The 17,374-nt window shown below is 38.3% G+C and carries 16 protein-coding genes; 6 read left to right on the plus strand and 10 right to left on the minus strand.

The window, feature by feature from the left end:
- Positions 1-37 precede the first annotated feature (37 nt).
- The 5 genes from AQPE_RS01165 to AQPE_RS01185 form a co-directional block, all read right to left on the minus strand.
- A complete protein-coding gene (locus AQPE_RS01165; RefSeq protein ID WP_318349207.1) occupies positions 38-958 on the minus strand; it encodes a nucleotidyl transferase AbiEii/AbiGii toxin family protein in 921 nt (306 codons plus the stop codon).
- The gene (locus tag AQPE_RS01170) at positions 955-1,722 is read right to left on the minus strand and encodes a type IV toxin-antitoxin system AbiEi family antitoxin (RefSeq protein WP_318349208.1); all 768 of its coding nucleotides are present in this window, start codon (positions 1,720-1,722) and stop codon (positions 955-957) included. Before AQPE_RS01170 ends, AQPE_RS01165 begins: the two co-directional genes overlap by 4 nt.
- 50 nt (positions 1,723-1,772) lie before the next feature.
- Entirely contained in the window at positions 1,773-2,009 is a 237-nt protein-coding gene (locus AQPE_RS01175; protein WP_318349209.1) for a hypothetical protein, read from the minus strand.
- 230 nt (positions 2,010-2,239) lie between these two features.
- A complete protein-coding gene (locus AQPE_RS01180; protein WP_318349210.1) occupies positions 2,240-2,524 on the minus strand; it encodes an HU family DNA-binding protein in 285 nt (94 codons plus the stop codon).
- Between the two features lie 172 nt (positions 2,525-2,696).
- Positions 2,697-3,005, minus strand: coding sequence for a hypothetical protein (locus AQPE_RS01185; RefSeq protein WP_318349211.1), 309 nt, complete (start codon positions 3,003-3,005; stop codon positions 2,697-2,699).
- Positions 3,006-3,432: 427 nt separating this feature from the next.
- On the opposite strand from AQPE_RS01185, the gene AQPE_RS01190 reads away from it, so the two are divergent.
- Entirely contained in the window at positions 3,433-3,579 is a 147-nt protein-coding gene (locus AQPE_RS01190) for a hypothetical protein (RefSeq protein WP_318349212.1), read from the plus strand.
- Here AQPE_RS01190 and AQPE_RS01195 read toward each other — a convergent pair.
- From AQPE_RS01195 to AQPE_RS01210, 4 genes are all read right to left on the minus strand, one after another.
- Positions 3,569-3,949, minus strand: coding sequence for a hypothetical protein (locus AQPE_RS01195; RefSeq protein ID WP_318349213.1), 381 nt, complete (start codon positions 3,947-3,949; stop codon positions 3,569-3,571). The genes AQPE_RS01190 and AQPE_RS01195 overlap by 11 nt on opposite strands.
- A 353-nt stretch (positions 3,950-4,302) precedes the next feature.
- Positions 4,303-4,518 (minus strand): hypothetical protein, encoded by a 216-nt coding sequence (locus AQPE_RS01200; protein WP_318349214.1) that lies wholly within the window; start codon positions 4,516-4,518, stop codon positions 4,303-4,305.
- An 11-nt stretch (positions 4,519-4,529) separates the two neighbouring features.
- Positions 4,530-5,015, minus strand: a complete 486-nt coding sequence (locus tag AQPE_RS01205) for a J domain-containing protein (protein WP_318349215.1) — start codon at positions 5,013-5,015, stop codon at positions 4,530-4,532.
- A 322-nt stretch (positions 5,016-5,337) separates the two neighbouring features.
- Positions 5,338-5,508, minus strand: a complete 171-nt coding sequence (locus AQPE_RS01210; RefSeq protein ID WP_318349216.1) for a hypothetical protein — start codon at positions 5,506-5,508, stop codon at positions 5,338-5,340.
- Between the two features lie 840 nt (positions 5,509-6,348).
- Between AQPE_RS01210 and AQPE_RS01215 the strand changes: the two genes are divergently transcribed.
- Entirely contained in the window at positions 6,349-9,492 is a 3,144-nt protein-coding gene (locus AQPE_RS01215) for a PAS domain S-box protein (protein ID WP_318349217.1), read from the plus strand.
- A gap of 101 nt (positions 9,493-9,593) precedes the next feature.
- Here the strand turns inward: AQPE_RS01215 and AQPE_RS01220 are convergent, their stop codons facing one another.
- Positions 9,594-11,243, minus strand: a complete 1,650-nt coding sequence (locus AQPE_RS01220) for an ISL3 family transposase (RefSeq protein WP_318349124.1) — start codon at positions 11,241-11,243, stop codon at positions 9,594-9,596.
- A gap of 258 nt (positions 11,244-11,501) precedes the next feature.
- Here AQPE_RS01220 and istA point away from each other — a divergent pair, with 258 nt between their 5' ends.
- The 4 genes from istA to AQPE_RS01240 all read left to right on the plus strand — a co-directional run bounded on the left by istA (position 11,502) and on the right by AQPE_RS01240 (position 17,194).
- On the plus strand, positions 11,502-13,028 hold the full coding sequence (istA, locus tag AQPE_RS01225; protein ID WP_318349218.1) for an IS21 family transposase: 1,527 nt from the start codon (positions 11,502-11,504) through the stop codon (positions 13,026-13,028).
- A gap of 18 nt (positions 13,029-13,046) precedes the next feature.
- Entirely contained in the window at positions 13,047-13,784 is a 738-nt protein-coding gene (gene istB, locus AQPE_RS01230; RefSeq protein ID WP_318349219.1) for an IS21-like element helper ATPase IstB, read from the plus strand.
- A gap of 242 nt (positions 13,785-14,026) precedes the next feature.
- Positions 14,027-15,676, plus strand: coding sequence for an ISL3 family transposase (locus AQPE_RS01235; protein WP_318349220.1), 1,650 nt, complete (start codon positions 14,027-14,029; stop codon positions 15,674-15,676).
- Positions 15,677-15,688: 12 nt separating this feature from the next.
- Positions 15,689-17,194, plus strand: a complete 1,506-nt coding sequence (locus tag AQPE_RS01240) for a PAS domain-containing sensor histidine kinase (RefSeq protein WP_318349221.1) — start codon at positions 15,689-15,691, stop codon at positions 17,192-17,194.
- Positions 17,195-17,374 lie beyond the last annotated feature (180 nt).

Below are 17,374 nucleotides of genomic sequence, written 5' to 3' on the forward strand. Positions count from 1 at the left end.
TTTAAGTCCACCTTCTTAGAGGGTGGATTCTTTAATATCAGCCAAATAACACGTTTTCTAATAGAGAGAACATCTCCTTGTGTTTCCTGGGATTATCGTGTTTTAATCTTTCAATATTCTGCAATTTCCAATGAACGGCTGGTAATTCTCTGGCATTTTTGACGGATAATTTTTCCCAATCCGGGTTGCCATCCTTGAAACTCATTAAAAATTGTCGGTCGTCGTTTGTTAGTTTTGATTGAACTTGTCCAACTAACTGTATTCGGGTTCGCTCATAATCTTTATAGCTAAAAGGGATATTTGCCATGCCAGAAAATTGAGTTTCAAATGCTTGTTGCTGATCAATAAACATCGGACTGATTACCTCACTGATTGGTCGCATGTGAGAAATAAGCGCAACAAGGAAACCATCTTTTATATCATCAGTGAAACCTTCATTATCCAAAAGAAGCATGACATCAAACAAATCGCGGGGATGCTGCCGGTCTAATGCCGCACAAATCTTGCCTCCATAAAGTTCAGCCATTGAAACAACATGAATGGCAGCAAATCTTCCAAACGAAGATTCAACAGAATCATGAACCCGCATAAGTCTTGTTGGATGAATGCACCCCCGAGTTGTGGTATTTACCTCGATCTTAATTTGAGCGCCTGGTAACTGACAATTAATTTTAACATCCTGTCCTTCGCGCGATGCTGCCGTTACGCTGATTCTGGGAATGGAACGTTCCAAGTCTAATTTAATACGTGCCAATCCATCCGAAATATTTTTCAATGCCGTTTCCCGGTCATCAATTGGAAGATAAGTTAAATCGATATCTACTGACAGTCTAGGTATATTTCGAACAAACAGGTTAATGGCCGTCCCTCCTTTAAGTGCAAATATTTCTTCTTTTGCAACATACGGGAGCGTTTGCAACAATAAATCAACTTGTGCTTTATATTTTGGATCGATCATAATTGAGCCAATTCTTTGGATATTGTAATATGAAATTCAGAATCATACGAACCATTACTGATAATATTGCGGTCACCCTCTCCAAGATTGACCGATGATAAATCAAGAAATTGGAACCATTGATGATTTGCTTTTTTCGCCATGTATAAAAATAAGCGTTTAACTTTCACCGAACTGCATTCATCCAAAAACTTCTGCAACAAACCAGGCCTTAGATTTACCAAGCCTGACATGATTTGATAAACCTCTATTATATCCAGCTTTTCCGGAGTGAGATAAAGACATTCAAAAATTGCCCTTTCTGCTGAAGAAATGATCAAAGGGAATTGTGTTTCCTGAAACTCTTCCATCCCAATCCCTTCCAGAAGAAATGATGTCTTGACATGGTTTATTGTTTCACTCCATGAATATTGTTTAAACCATGCTGGCAATCTCGAATTCAATTGAGAGAATAAAAAGACAGTCTCAGCACCAGTGCGTATATAATGAGAAAATCCCAACATCGACAAAGCAGTTGGGCCACCAATGTAAACAGGTAGATTCGCTTGTTTTTGAAGGGAATAAAGTGCACCTTGCCAACCGACCGTTTCATTCGGGCGTTTGAATGCACCAACTCCAATCGATTCAAGCCAACTGCTTTTTAAATACCGATGTTGCAAATCACGGGAGAATCCATTTGCATCAAGCCATGATGCCAGCATTATTGTTCCCGGAATATGCAAATCCAGAAGTTTCTTTAATTTTATTTCATTATTAGTACTCACAGTACAAATATCGTAATATATTTAAAGAAACAAGCGATGTCCTGAATATTTTAACCTATTGCATTGTTGTTGACCTGTTCCACAATCCGAATAATCCGATTTTGATCTTCATCTTCAAAAAGACTGAATATACCGTGGTCATTAATGTCAGCAAATGGTGGTTGGGCAAGCCGAGATCGTTCGAGTATTCCGTTATTCTTAAAATGAGTGACTATGTTCTGGATATTGACCTGGTGAAACTTTGCTGCAGAGATTGGCAAATCGGACGAGAAAAATGAATCAAACATTCTTTGTGGGGGTCAGTTCTGGGCGGAGGCAAGGTGTGTTCTGAATGAATGGTTTTTCGGTCCAATCATTCAGAACTTACACGTGTGGCGATGAAGATTGTTTGGTGAACGAGTGAATTAGCTCGGAGTGCAGCTATCCCTTATCAGGATAGCGGGAACGGACGTGCGTTTAAAATGAGTGAGCCGAACGTTCTGCAATTGTTTGGGCTTTGTTCTGATTGTGCTCTTCGTTATTTTACTTTTTCTTTAACCTGAGCAACAAATTCTTTGGCTGGCTTAAATGCAGGAATGTTATGAGCAGGAACAATAATGGTGGTATTTTTAGAAATAATACGTGCAGTTTTTTCTGCTCTTTTTTTTACGATAAAACTTCCGAAACCTCGAAGATATACGTTATTTCCCCCGGTTAAAGAATCTTTAACTGTTTCCATAAATGCTTCAACAGCTTTTTCTACGGTCACCTTTTCAATACCAGTGTTTTGGGTTATTTCCTTTACGATATCTGCTTTTGTCATTGCTTAAAATTTTTAATTATCAATAATTTATATTTCTAAAATAATTGGTGAGCAAATATAAAATTATTAATCAGACAGTTGCCTTTTTTTAGGGTACATTTTACCTTGAAATGATGACTCTTTCAAATTGCGACACAAAAAAAAGCCTTTTCGGCTTTCTTTTGGTTTTCACCTAAAAAGGAAGGTCATCTTCAGCCGGTTGAGCCTGCTTTTTAGAACTCTTTTTGTCAGCTTTCTTTTGTTTCACTGGTTCGTCCTGAACTGGATTGTCAGTGTAAACCTTGGTCTGAAAATAACAAGTATGAGTCCTGCCGAATTTATCAGCTTCTTTTAGTTTTGCCACCTCAAATGAGAGGTACTTAATTCCGTTCTTTTCGAACATTGCGGCATCGAGGCCCTCTGCTGGCAATACAACTCTAATAATGTCAAGGTTTTCTAACTTAGTTCCTTTTCCGATGTAATGTTTTTCAAAAGTTGTCATAATGTTGAATTTTGAGTTATAAAAAAAATTTCTGCATGATGACTATTCTGATGAAGGGTGGCAATGAAGCAACTGGAATACCGCGGTTCGACAGGCTCACCAAACGGTGAACCAAGAACAAGGATATGCCGGGAAAATTCATTGACGGGTTTCCTTCAATCTAAGAATAAATCTTTGTAGATAATTTTGGACTAACGGCTCAATATTTTGTAAACCGTAGAAAATCCACACTGGTAAAGGTTACCCAGTTAAACCCTGAGATTATCTTAGAGTCGTTACGAGCCAGTGCTTTGATTGTGTTTGAATAGGCATTGAAATAGTACCAATTGAGGCTGTGTTAACGAAAGGAACAAATCGGAAACCATATTTTTTCAAGCAAATGGTATTGACAAACCTCAGGAAACAGACCAAAACTAAAAATGCAAAAATGAAGAAAGCAGGTTGGCAGGTAGATGACCTCAATAAGCTGAACCCAAAAGCCGAAAGGCTAATTTGGGAGCAAAAGGGTACCGGGTACTGGGAGTTAGCGAACAAAAAAATGGAGGCGAAGCCTCCACTCTTGGCTAAAGGTTAATCAGTTCTTCAACATCGTGGATTTTAACATCCAGTGTCCGTTTCATTTCATCGATCACTGAGCTGATCACTGCTGAGTTGGAAGTTTTGAACTCATTGCCGTTTGAATCGCGCAAACTGATCACAGAACTGAGCGAATCAGCTCCGATCTGAAAGGTTTGCAACTTGCGACGTGAGTCGTTCAAGGTTTTCCAACGGTCGATCAATAATGACAAATCTTCCACCCGTTGAATCCGTTCTTCAAGCGTCAGCTTACGAGCTGCTTCTTCCACTTTTTCTTCTTTGACAACGGTCATCGTTGGTGCTACAGGACTCACTTCAGCAACTTCAGTACCATTAACTGTTTTTTCGGCAACATTTGATTTACCCATATTTTTTTGCCCATGCCCTTGGGTCTTATTTTGGCTTCTGGCACTGCCGGTTAAAATTAAATTACGGGTTGAAATCATTGAGCCGGACGGATTCTTGTCAATGGGCGAATGTCAGTTTCGTAAGAATGGAGAAAGTGACCGAGTGCGAAGCATGGCTTCGACAGGCTCAGCCACCAAACACAACGATCAATACGACGGTGGCTGAGTTTATCGAAGCCACCCTTGACTTTTCCGGCTGGCGATCAATACCTTTACCCAGAATTTGAGTGTAACAAGAATTCTCTGTCTACTCCGGAAAGTCTGATTATTTTAAAAAACGACCAAAAAAAGGGGCGAAAAAGCCCCTTGAGTATTTAGTACGCACATGGACCAATTCCATTATAAGCATCTTCGTCGGCTGCCGATGATCTGAACTGGCTATATGGAACTACGCCACATTTCAGGCAATACGCCTTTCTGTCGGATGGCCAGTAATAGATTTGAGTTCCTTTTTTGATGCTACAGCCGCATTTGGAGCAGACTGAAGTAAACTTTGCAGTTAACATTCTTGGATCGTTTTTGTAAGTCATTGTGTGTAATTTTAGTGAATGAAATTATTTTGATTAGCATATTGAGAGTCCACTTTTTCGGAACCCCAGACTTCACGCATTTCGTCCATCGACATCAGCTTGCCTGACTTTTTAAAGTATTCCCCTTTATGCCAGTACCAGGCCGCTTTGGGATGTGAGAATTTGTATCCTTCACCTTTCAATGTTTCCCTTACTGCAAAGGTATTTCCTGTAATCCAAATCCATGAACCAATCAGTTCAATAACAATACCTTTCAGAAACATGATACGATCCAGCCGATCGCGCATTTCTTCTGAAACCTGCTGTTCATACTCTTTCCTGGCTTCCGAAAAATCAGCATTGCCATTGATCAGCATTTTGGATAGCCGGTCGTACTGGTCATTAATTACCTGCATGATGGCCGTGTCGCCACCTTTGTCTGGATGATACAGAAAAGCAAGGCGACGGTATTCCCTGCGCAATTCATCCAACGTTTTGATATTCTCAAAAAACTTCATGTGATTTCACCGCCTGCCCGGCGGATTTATTTTGGCTTCTGGCTCGCCTGTTAATTTTGAGCCAAAACACCATTGAGCAGACCGGATTCTTGTCAAAGGCCGAATGTCAGTTTTTAGGTACGAAAAACTGAACTAGCGCCTTCGGCGTTGTTTCGGTTCAATAGGCTCAGCGCACATAATTCCGAAACAAGCCTTGACTTTTCCGGAATGCGTAAATACCTTTGCACACAATTATAGGAGAGAGAACCCCTTCTGACTATTCTTAGGAGGAAAGAGCATTAAAAAAGAGGCATTTCGCCTCTTGAAGTTGAAGCTGTTAAGGTTATTTCTCGTAACAACTTTTATATGATTCATACTCGAACTCAAGCAATTCTTTGTCAAGCTCATCGGCAGCACCCTCGAAATAAACCGTTTCCAGATATTCAACGAAGGCTTCCCAAACTGTGTTAGTTTCCTGATTCTTTGTGGCTGATTTTAAAGTGTAAGTTTTCATACTATAGTTTTTAAAAAATTCATACCCTTCTTCTGTTGAATTTTTCGGTAAACAAAAAGCAACTGGAAGATTTTTTATGACAGTATGGAAGAAAAATACCGGGAAATTTTTTGTTTAGACGCTAGTCCTTAGCCGCTAAATTCGACGGTTTCTTTGTGTGGATTCTAATAAAAACAAGTATGATGGAGGCTCTTACACAATCAGCCGCGAAGAAACTAGGAACCTCGCAGTTTGGAAATCAACTGATCTTTTAGAACTGGTTTTTCGTGGTGATCTGAACCCCAAAATGTTTTGCGTTTTGGAATCCATTAGAGTTCATTGAAAAGAATTGCTTCTTCAGGTAAGTGAAGTAAGTTTATCCTTAAAATTCGAACATTACTATGGTTTTGGATAGGCAATCTCATATGTAACTTTCATCCTTCTTGGTGATTTCTATGACATATGAAACTGCATTTTCGGGATGGAGTGTTGCTTTCCAACCCCAAAGAAACGGTTCATTAGCGTTTCATCCAAGAACAATCCATGTAACACACTCATTATAAGATTCATCTAAACACATCGCATTAAAGATTTGTCAAATAATTATTGTGATTTTTTTAATTAAAATATGAGATAAAAAGTTGTCGAAACCTGAAAATCGTATTTCTAACGAGAAATTACAAATGTTCTGTAACAAATAATATTTTGATACATTTAACGAATTAAATCGATGCGTAAAATTGATGATAATTTTATGAATATATCTTGTGCTTAATTATCTGATATGGGCTTCAAGTCTGATTGATACATTCATTAAATAATTATATTGATAGCAACTACGATTCTGAAAAAAGGAAAAGTATGGATGAAAAAGTCTCAAACCATAACAATAACATCATCATTGTTGACGATAGTTTGGATAACCTTAGATATCTAAAAGATGTACTGGTTATTCATGGATATCAGGTCAGAACCTTTACTAATGGGAAGGAGGCTTTAGAAAGTATAAATACTGATTTTCCATCACTTATTTTACTGGATATAATGATGCCATCAATGGATGGTTACGAAGTTTGCCAAAGATTAAAATCAAATGAGTTATTAAACCATATCCCTGTAATTTTTATCAGTGCATTAAACGATGAAGCATCATATGTTGCCGGGTTTAATGCAGGAGGTACTGATTTTATCTCCAAACCATTCCGAAGACTTGAAATACTTGCCAGGGTAAATACCCATATAAAATTACACGATGCATTACTACACAGTAGAAGTCAACAAAAAAGACTTCAGGATGAAATAGAAGCTCGTAAATTAGTAGAACAGGAACTTTATAAAAGTAAGGAACAATACATGGCCACTTTATACGGAATTGGCGATGGAGTTATTACTACAGACAGTAATGGTTATGTTTTATTGATGAATCAGGTCGCTGAAAGCTTAACGGGTTGGACACAGCAAGAAGCCATAGGACATGTTTTGGAAAATATATTCAGGATTATAAATGAAAAAACCAGAAAGAATGTTGAAATACCTGTTCGTAAGGTATTACGTGATGGCGCTGTTGTTGGATTGGCCAATCATACGCTCCTAATATCCAGACAAGGAAAGGAAATTCCAATTGCTGACAGCGGAGCGCCAATCAGGAATTCTGAGGGACAAATTATTGGAGTCGTTTTAGTTTTCAGGGATCAAACAGAAGAAAGAGCTGCCGAGAATAGATTAAAGGACAGTGAAGATCGGTTTAGAAGTTTATATGAAAATTCTGCTGTAGGAATTTCTATGACGGATTCAGATGGAAATATATCCGGCAATAAAGCTTTTTGTAATATGCTGGGGTATTCCATAGCTGAATTTAAAGAAATTAACTGGCGCGATATTACTTATCCTGATGATATTCAAAAAAGTGCGGAGGTTTCAAACTCCTTAATTCTGAAAGAGAAAGAGAAGATTCGAATCGAAAAAAGATATATTCATAAAAACGGGGAAATAATTTGGGCAGACATTAGCTCAACCATACAATGGGATACTGAAGGCAAACCGACTTATTTTATTACGAGCGTGACTGACATAACAGCTCGTAAGAAAGCAGAGGAAAAGTCACTTAAGTTTAAAATGGGGATCGATAATTCTGAAGACGCCATATTCATTACCGATCTAAACGGAATTATTGAATACATAAACCCTGCATTCAAAAGGATCTATGGTTTTTCTACTTCTGAATCTTTAGGAAAAACTCCCCGGATACTTAAATCGGGACTATTGTCGCAATCGGTATATGAACACTTTTGGCATCAATTATTATCAAAGAAACCAGTTTCAGGCGAAATTCAGAATAAGACAAAGGATGGACGGATAATTACCATTGATGCCACAAACAATCCGATTGTAGATGAAAAGGGCGATATGATTGGATTTATCTCGATCAACAGAGATGTAACGGAAAGAAAAAATACTGAGTTAAAACTTATTGAGAGTGAGGAAAAATTCAGGACTCTGGCAGAATCCACGCCAGTGGCAATATGTATTTATCAGGACGATCATTGGGTATATATCAATCCGGCAGGAGAAAAGATGGGTGGCTATACCGCCGAAGAGCTTTATCAAAATAAATATTGGGAATTTGTTTCTCCTGAATTTCAGGATTTTGTTATTAAAAGAGGAAAGGATAGACAAGCCGGAGACAAAAATCAAATATCCTATGAATTTAAAGCAATTAATAGGGAAGGAAAAACCAGGTGGGTTTTCCTAACAGGAAGTACCATAAAATATAATGGAAAGCCAGCCGGTATAATTTCTGTAATCGATATTACCGATAAAAAAGAATCGGAAAGGCTATTACAGGAAAGTGAGGAAATGCACCGCACAATATTTGAAAACAATCAGGCAACCATGTTAATAATCGATCCTGAAAGTGGAGATATTTTGGAAGCAAATAATTCTGCAGCTTCTTACTATGGTTGGAGTCAAGCAGCACTCACATCGATGAACATCGCCCAAATTGATACTTTAAGTCCTGAAGAAATCAAATTGGAACTGACCAAATTAGGGGAGAAAGACCAAAATTATTTTCAATATATACATCGACTGGCCAATGGTTTGGAAAGAAACGTTGAAGTATATTCCAGCCGGATTCTTCGGAAAGGGAAGACCGTCTTATTCTCAATTATTTATGATATTACTGAGCGGAAGAATGCCGAGGAAGCATTAAAAGCTGCAGAGGAACGTTTCAGATCAGTTTTTGAAAATACAATGGTTGGCCTATACCGTACTACTCCTGAAGGAAAAATAATTCTTGCAAATCCTGCATTAATTAAGATCCTCGGATTCAATTCATTTGAAGAACTTCAGAAACGAAACCTGGAAAATGAAGGATTTGATTTAGAGGACTTGCGTAAGGAATTTAAAAAGACCATCGAAAAAGACGGTTATGTTGACAACTATGAATACAATTGGATAAAACAAGATGGTTCAGTAATTAACGTGCGTGAAAATGCCAGGTGCATAAGTGATGATGATGGAAAAATCCATTTTTATGATGGGGTAGTCGAGGATATAACAGCCAGTAAAAAGGTAAAAGAAGCGCTTGCATATTCTGAATCAAGGTACAGTGACATCTTTAAATATGCTCCTGTAGGAATCTATCTGTCAACCAAACAAGGCGATTTTATCACTTTAAATAACCGATTGGCTGAGATTCTTGGTTATGAGTCGATTGATGAGTTGAAAGTGAAAAACCTGGAAAATGATATTTATTACAATAATGATGAGCGGGATCTCCTGATTGCTAAATATGAACCTGGGGGGTCTGTTCTAAACATCGACGTACAATGGAAGAAAAAGGATGGTAATCCTATATGGATTAGCCTGAGCTCTCATGCTATCAAGGACGAAAAGAACAATACTTTGTTCTATGAAGGATTTGTTCACGACAGAAGTGCCGGTAAAAAGATTGAAGAAGATATTCTGTCAGAACGGAGATTACTTCGGTGGAAAAAACGGTGAAATTGACCACCTGATTCCAGTTTAAATTGACCACCAGTTTCGGAGCAAAGTGACCACCGGTTGCCGACGCAAATTGGTTCTTCGTCACATTTGGGGAATAATTATCCGGTTTGAGATAGAATCACCTTCCTTCGCAACAGTTCAAAACCTGCCCTGCCATACATTTGGCGCTTAATGCTCTTGATCCGGTTCACATGACCTTCAACGGCTCCATTGCTCCAAGGCAAACGTATGCCATTTTCAACAGCCTTAATATCGAATAGTAAGCCGTTGGCAAATGTTTTCAGGCCATATAACTTTCGTTTTGATCGTTTTATGAAACCAATCCATCTTTTAATGTTACCACTTCTTCTTTTAAGCATAGTTCGAAAAATCAGGACTAACCTCCTGACAATTTGAAGTTCAGGAACATTGTCAATTAGGGCTTTCATACAGATTCTTTCGTTAGTGTCTTCAATGTCTGATAGAGATCCGCCAATATATTTGGCCAATTTTCTAGAGCTTAGAGGTTTGATATAAGGGATCATTCTTTGTTGAATCTCGGCGTTATCTAATGTGGTAAGGCCATACTCCAACTTTATTTTGTTGATGTAAGAATATGCTTGTGTGCTGCCGCCGTTATATCCAAGCTGAACAATTTCATCGAATATATCCTTCTTTTTATATCCCTCCATAGTTAGTCGGGACAAAATATAACTGGTAAATAAATCAATGTTGATCGATCTTGGGTGAATCCTGGGTGACAAGGTTTCCTGAATGAAATAGGATCGAACCGTGTTACGACTAATATTTAAGATTTTTGAAATTCTTTTCAGTGGAGTTCCGTTTGATTGAAGTTCTTTGACTTTTTTGAAGGTATCCAGTCGTTGATCAACTTTGATTTCTTTAGGTTCTGCTGTAATTTGCTGGGACAGGAAGCTTTTAACCGACTCATCATTACATCGATCAGCATTGGCAGACATAGGTAATATTTCATTCGTTTTTTCTGTTATTACTCTTCTTATTTCTTTGCTTACACTTTTGAAGTATTTATCTAAGGCATCAGATAAATTCATTAATAAATGGAATCGATCAGCAATTTGAATTGCATCCGGACAAACTTCATTAATGGCCGAAGAATATGCACCTGACCGATCCCTGGTCACAATCTGGGCATCAGGATATTTGGCTAACCATCCCTTTAAATCGGCACTTTCTCTTGATGATAATAAGTCAATTGGTCTGGATGTTTCCATGTCAATCAAAACTGTTCCATAGCTCACTCCCTTACGGTGTGCCCAATCATCAATGCCAAGGACTCTTGGTTGCTTTATCTCTGGCAATTGCTGTTTAAGGGCTATCCGGGTGACGGTTGAAGGACTAACTGGAATTGAAAATTGTTTAGATAGAATGCTTCCAAGTTTTCCTGTTAGTTCAATTGACAAAGAATCCAATACTTGCGATGCTCTGGCAGTTCTTCTGGCGTATCGCATCATATGAGGCGTCTGTTCAGAAAATACCTTGCGGTGACATGTTGGAACTTTGCATTTGAATTTCCGTGTCTTTAGAATGAGTATGGTATTGTGTTGAAATACGGGTAGATCAGATATCGTTCGATGGTAAAAATCATGAACAGAACTGCTGAGAAAACCACAATCAGGACATTTGGATCTGTTGGACTTGATTGATGCAAAAATTTTGATTGTATCATTATCATGTTCTATATTCTTAATGCGAAAATTGGATAAGCAAATTAGGCCGGTTATCTTCATAAGTAACTGTTATTAAATTACTTAAAGATAGAAAATACCAGTCTAATTATCAAGAAAATATCAATTTAATGTGTTGATTATCTGATATTTAATTCCATATTCAATCACATGTATTTTCCCCAAATGTGACGAAGAACCCGCAAATTGACCACCCTTTGCCGGAGCAAACTGACCACCTAAAACGCTTACTTTTTTTCATGTCGTTACCCATACTTTCGTTCAAAAAATGAGCGGATTATGGCAAATAAATTAACGGACATGAGTAAGATTAGAAAAGCAATTAAATTTCATTGCGGTGGAAAAAGTAAGCTGTTTATAAGCCAATACTTATCCTTATCGAGGAACACGGTAAAAAAATACATTTCCCTTTTTGAAGTACAAGGGCTAACCCTTGACCAGATCAATCAAAAGACTGATCTTGAACTTGAAACGCTGTTCTCTCACCAAACCGATGAACCCATCAGCGCCCGGGTGCAAAAGCTTTATGACTTTTTCCCGTACATGGAACGGGAACTCAAAAAAGTTGGTGTTACCTCCTATGGGATGTGGGAAGAATACATCAAAAAGCATCCTGATGGCTATCAAAACTCTCAGTTCCGGGAGTATTACAAACTGTGGGGAAAGAAGGTAAATCCGGTGATGCACATGAACCACAAGGCTGGCGACAAGATGTATGTTGATTATGCCGGGAAAAAGCTTTCAATCACGGATAAAGACACCGGAGAGATTACCGAAGTTGAGTTTTTTGTTGCCATTTTAGGGGCAAGTCAATATACCTATGCCGAAGCAACGCCGAGCCAAAAGAAGGAAGAATTTGTTGTATCGGTTGAGAATGCCATGCGCTTTTTCGAAGGCGTTCCGGCAGCCATAGTTCCGGACAATCTTAAGTCAGCGGTGATAAAAAGTAGCCGTTTTGAGCCCACCATCAACGAAACACTGGCAGATCTGGCAGAACATTACGAAACCACTATTCTACCAGCCAGAGCTTATAAACCACGGGACAAATCATTAGTTGAAGGTGCTGTTAAAATACTATACCGAAGGATTTATGCGGTACTGAAGGACGAAACGTTTTTCTCCATTGCGGAACTGAACGATCGCATTGGAGACCTGTTGGATGCCCACAACAACAGAAAGCTCACTGGTCGTCCATACACACGTTTTGAACTATACAATGACATTGAGAAGGATAAACTGTCGCCACTGCCCATCCAACGCTTTGAGATCAAGTATCAGGCACAGGCAACGGTCATGCAAAATGGTCATGTGCAGCTCAGTTGTGACAAACATTTTTATAGCGTGCCGTACCAATACATCCGCAAAAAGGTGAAGGTAATGTACACCAGAACAACGGTCGAGATTTACTTTAAATACAATCGGTTGGCTACCCATCCCCGGGACTACGCACTTTACAGCTACACAACGGTACCCGAACATTTAGCGAGCACCCATCAATTTGTAACCGACTGGACTGCCCCCAGGTTTATCAATTGGGCAAACAGTATTGACCCAGTTGCCGGGGAATATATCTTTAAAATCATTGAAAGCCGAAACCATCCTGAGCAGGCTTTTAAAAGTTGTATGGGGATACTTTCGTTTGAGAAAAAGGTTGGTAAACAAAGACTTATTAATGCATGTAAACGCGCTCTTGACTTTGGAACCTACAGTTTTAAAGCCATACAAAACATCCTGGAAAACAACCTGGATATGATCAAGGATGAGACGACAGAAGATCCGGAATTGCCCGAACACAACAACATACGGGGAAAGAACTATTACAAATAAACTTAAAATCAAATCATTATGAATGAATCAACGTTGACAAAAATGAGACAAATGAAGCTCTCCGGAATGCATGGTGCATTTAAAACTGCTGTTGAAACCGGGAAAACTGATCATTACACCATCGATCAGTTTGTATCCATGATTATTGATGCCGAATGGGACGAACGTCACAACCGAAAAATAGAGAGACTAATTAGAAATGCCAAGTTCCATTACAAATCAAACATCGAAAGCATCACTTTCGATCAATCACGAAACCTGGAACGCAACCTCATTTTACGACTTGGAGAGTGTGAGTTCGTAGAGAAGAACGAGAACGTTTTAATCACAGGAAGTACTGGTGTGGGTAAAAGTTACTTGGCAACGGCACTGGGTTATCAGGCATGTATCCAGGGCTACCGGGTAAATTACTTCAATACATCGAAGTTGTTTTCCAAGTTAAAAATGGCAAAAGCCGATGGCTCATATCTGAAGGAACTAGCGAAAATAGAAAGGCAGGATGTTATTATACTCGATGATTTTGGACTCCAGGCACTCGATAGTCAGAACCGGATAACACTATTGGAAATCATCGAAGACAGACACAATAAGGGTTCTATTATCGTTACTTCACAAATACCGGTTCAGGGATGGTATGATATTATTGGTGAAAAAACCATTGCTGACGCGGTATTAGACCGCCTTATCCATCAGGCTCACCGCATCGAATTACATGGTGAATCAATGAGAAAGAAAAAGAGTATCAACAAAGAATAATTTTTACAATTTTGAATATCAATTACGACATTGAAAAAAGGTAGTTTTTAGATGGCACTTTTAGGTGGTCAATTTAAATCGGCAACACATGGTCAATTTAAAGGTTCTTCGTCACATTTGGGGATGTACAAAAATTCGCAAAAAACTTGCACATATATTTGATAATCAGATAAATACATTCATATTTTCTTGATAATTCGGCAAGTATTCATTATCTTCAAGTAATTTAATATCAATTACTTATGAGAATAAATCACCTTGTTAACCTTCCCAGATTCTTTATTCAAGACATTGAACAAAAAAATGGCAAAATCACCATTTTTGCTTCCATCAAGTCCAGTCGATCCCAATGCCCTATCTGTGGCCATTCTAGCAGCTCTGTTCATGATCATTACCACCGAAAAATAACAGATCTGCCCGTATTTCAAAATACGACATTACTCTTCTTGAAGACAAGAAAATTTAAGTGCAGGAATTTTTCGTGCCCCCGTAAAGTGTTTTCTGAGCAGACCTCTCATATAAAAAGATACTCACGTAGGACTATCCGGGTATCGCAATTATTGGATTCATTGTCAATTGAACTAACTGGAAAACATGGAAGTCAGCTAACAAAGCTACTTTATCTTCCTGTGAGTAGTTCTACCATCACTCGTATTGCACTAAGTCAAGTACTGCCAGCAATAAAACAACCCGTCATCCTTGGCGTTGACGATTGGGCTTTTCGCAAAGGAGTAAATTATGGAACAGTGCTGATCGATATGGAAACATCCAGACCAATTGATCTCTTATCTTCACGAGATAGTGCAAACCTTAAAGAATGGCTTAAAAAATATCCAGCAGTTAAAATTATCACCAGGGATCGGTCCGGAGCATATTCTTCAGCCATTAATGAAATTTGTCCGGATGCAATTCAAGTTGCTGATCGGTTCCACTTGCTAATGAACCTTTCTGATGCCCTTGATAAATATTTTAAAAGTGTCAGAAAAGAAATACGACGGGTAATAACAGAAAAGACAGACGAAATATTATCATTATCTGCCAATGAAGGCCAATGTAACAGCACAGATGTTACAAACTTTCTTGCTGTACAAGTTGCCTCAGAAACTAAAGAGATCCAGCTCGATCAGAGATTAGACACCTTTAACAAAGTCAAAGAATTTCAATCGAAAGGAACTCCTTTGAAAAGGATCTCAACAATTTTAAAAATCAGTCGTAATACGGTACGCTCTTATTTCATTCAAGAAACCTTGTCTCCAAGGATTCACCCAAAGTCTGTCAACATCGCTCTATACTCTGGGTATATTTTGTCCCGGTTAAATATGGAAGGTTATATTAAGAAAGATATATTTGAAGAAATCCTTGGGCTTGGTTATAATGGTGGCCGCACGCAGGCTTTCGTTTACATCAATAAATTGAAGCTGGAATATGGACTTACTACCCTGGATAGCATTGAGGTTCAAAAGAAAATAACACCATATGTCAAACCATTAGATTCCAGAAAATTAGCCAAATATATCGGGGGTTCAATCTCAGACATTGAAGATCCCGATGAAAGAAGCTGTATGAAAACATTAATTGCTTACCTGCCGGAACTTCAAATAGTCAGAAAATTGGTACAGATATTTCGAACCATGATCAAGCGAGGTTGTGGCAACATATCGAGATGGATAGATTTTGTTAAAAAATCGAAGCGAAAATTATCCGGACTGAAATCATTCGCTTATGGTTTATCCCGAGATATAAAAGCCGTGGAAAACGGAATAAGATTGCCTTGGAGTAACGGCACTGTCGAAGGACATGTGAACAGAATAAAATGTATCAAGCGCCAAATGTATGGCAGAGCCAGTTTTGAACTACTGCGCAGGAAAGTGATACTGTCTCAGCATGGGTAACCGTCCCCAAATGTGACGAAGAACCAATTTAAATCGGCACAGGGTGGTCAGTTTGACCGAATATTACAACTTCGGACACTCATAGACAATATTCCGGATCCAATTTATGTTAAAGACACGGTTGGACGAAAAACGGTTGCAAACATTGCCGATGTTTTGAACATAGGTCGTTCCAATGAATCGGATGTATTGGGAAAGACCGATTTAGAACTTTTTGAAGGTGAAATTGGTGAACGTGGATTCTCGGATGATTCAACGATCTTTCAGACAGGAGAAGCAATAATTAACCGGGAAGAAAAATTTATTGATAAGAATGGGCATGAGCATTGGTTGCTTACTTCAAAAATTCCAATTTTTAATGATCAGGGAGGAATGACCGGGTTGGTTGGAATTGGTCGGGAGATTACAGAAATCAAAAATGCAGGGAATCAAATCCGAAAGCTTTCGAAAAGTATAGAACAAAGTCCTTCAACAATTATAATTACTGACACCCAAGGCCAAATTGAATATGTCAATCCTAAATTTATTGAGATTACCGGCTATGACGCAGAAGAAGTTATTGGAAAAAAACCGAGCATTTTAAAATCAGGTCAAATGTCTTTGGAATTTTACCAACAGCTTTGGAATACGATATCCAGTGGCGAAGTTTGGCGGGGTGAGTTCTTAAATCGTAAAAAGAACGGAGAATTGTATTGGGAATGGGCTACCATGACATCGATTAAAGATGAAACTGGGACAATAACCAATTACATTGCTATAAAAGAGGACATTAGTTTACGTAAAAAAATAGAAGCCGATTTAATAATTGCCAAGAATAAAGCTGAAGAAAGTGACCGGTTGAAGTCGGCCTTCCTGGCCAATATGTCTCACGAAGTCCGGACACCATTAAATAGTATTATTGGGTTCTCTGAGTTACTGGCTGATCCTGATTTTGAAGAGGATAACAAAAGAGAATTTATTCAGCACATCATCTCCAACGGGAATAACTTGTTAACCATTATCAGTGATATTATGGATATTTCAAAATTGGAGGCAGGTGAATTGAAAATCTATAGTAAACCGGTGAATGTCTATGACTTCATTTCAAATATTAAGAATCAGATAACTTATCAATCCGGAATAAAAGGTCTTGATTTTGAAGCCAACATTCCTGATGCTAGAGACATTTCTATTTTTGTCGATCCGGACAGGCTCCGCCAAATAATTAATAACTTAATCAGTAATGCCATAAAGTTTACCGCCAAGGGTGGAATTGAGATTGGTTATCAGCTTTCCGGAGAGATGGTTGAGTTCTATGTCAAAGATACTGGAATCGGTATTCCTCTAGAATATCACGATAAAATATTTGAACGATTTAGGCAGGTTGAAGATGAAAGAACACGCAAATATGGCGGAAATGGGCTAGGGTTAGCAATTACAAAAAATCTGGTAGAATTGATGGGTGAAAATATATGGCTCAAAACAAAAGAAGGACAAGAAACCATTTTTTACTTTACTATCCCAAAGCATACAAATTAAGTATAGCCCCATTTTATTTTCAGACAAAATGATCTTGTGAATAAATAAAGCTAACCAATATAAATTTCACGGTTTCAATCGATGGCAAGTCAATATTTATAGCGCCATTTGTTTATACCCTTTCAGAAATCGAAATTTGTTTCTTTCAAGAAGCAAGTATAGTCTAATAAAAATCGGGAT

Source organism: Aquipluma nitroreducens (assembly GCF_009689585.1).
Lineage (GTDB): Bacteria > Bacteroidota > Bacteroidia > Bacteroidales > Prolixibacteraceae > Aquipluma > Aquipluma nitroreducens.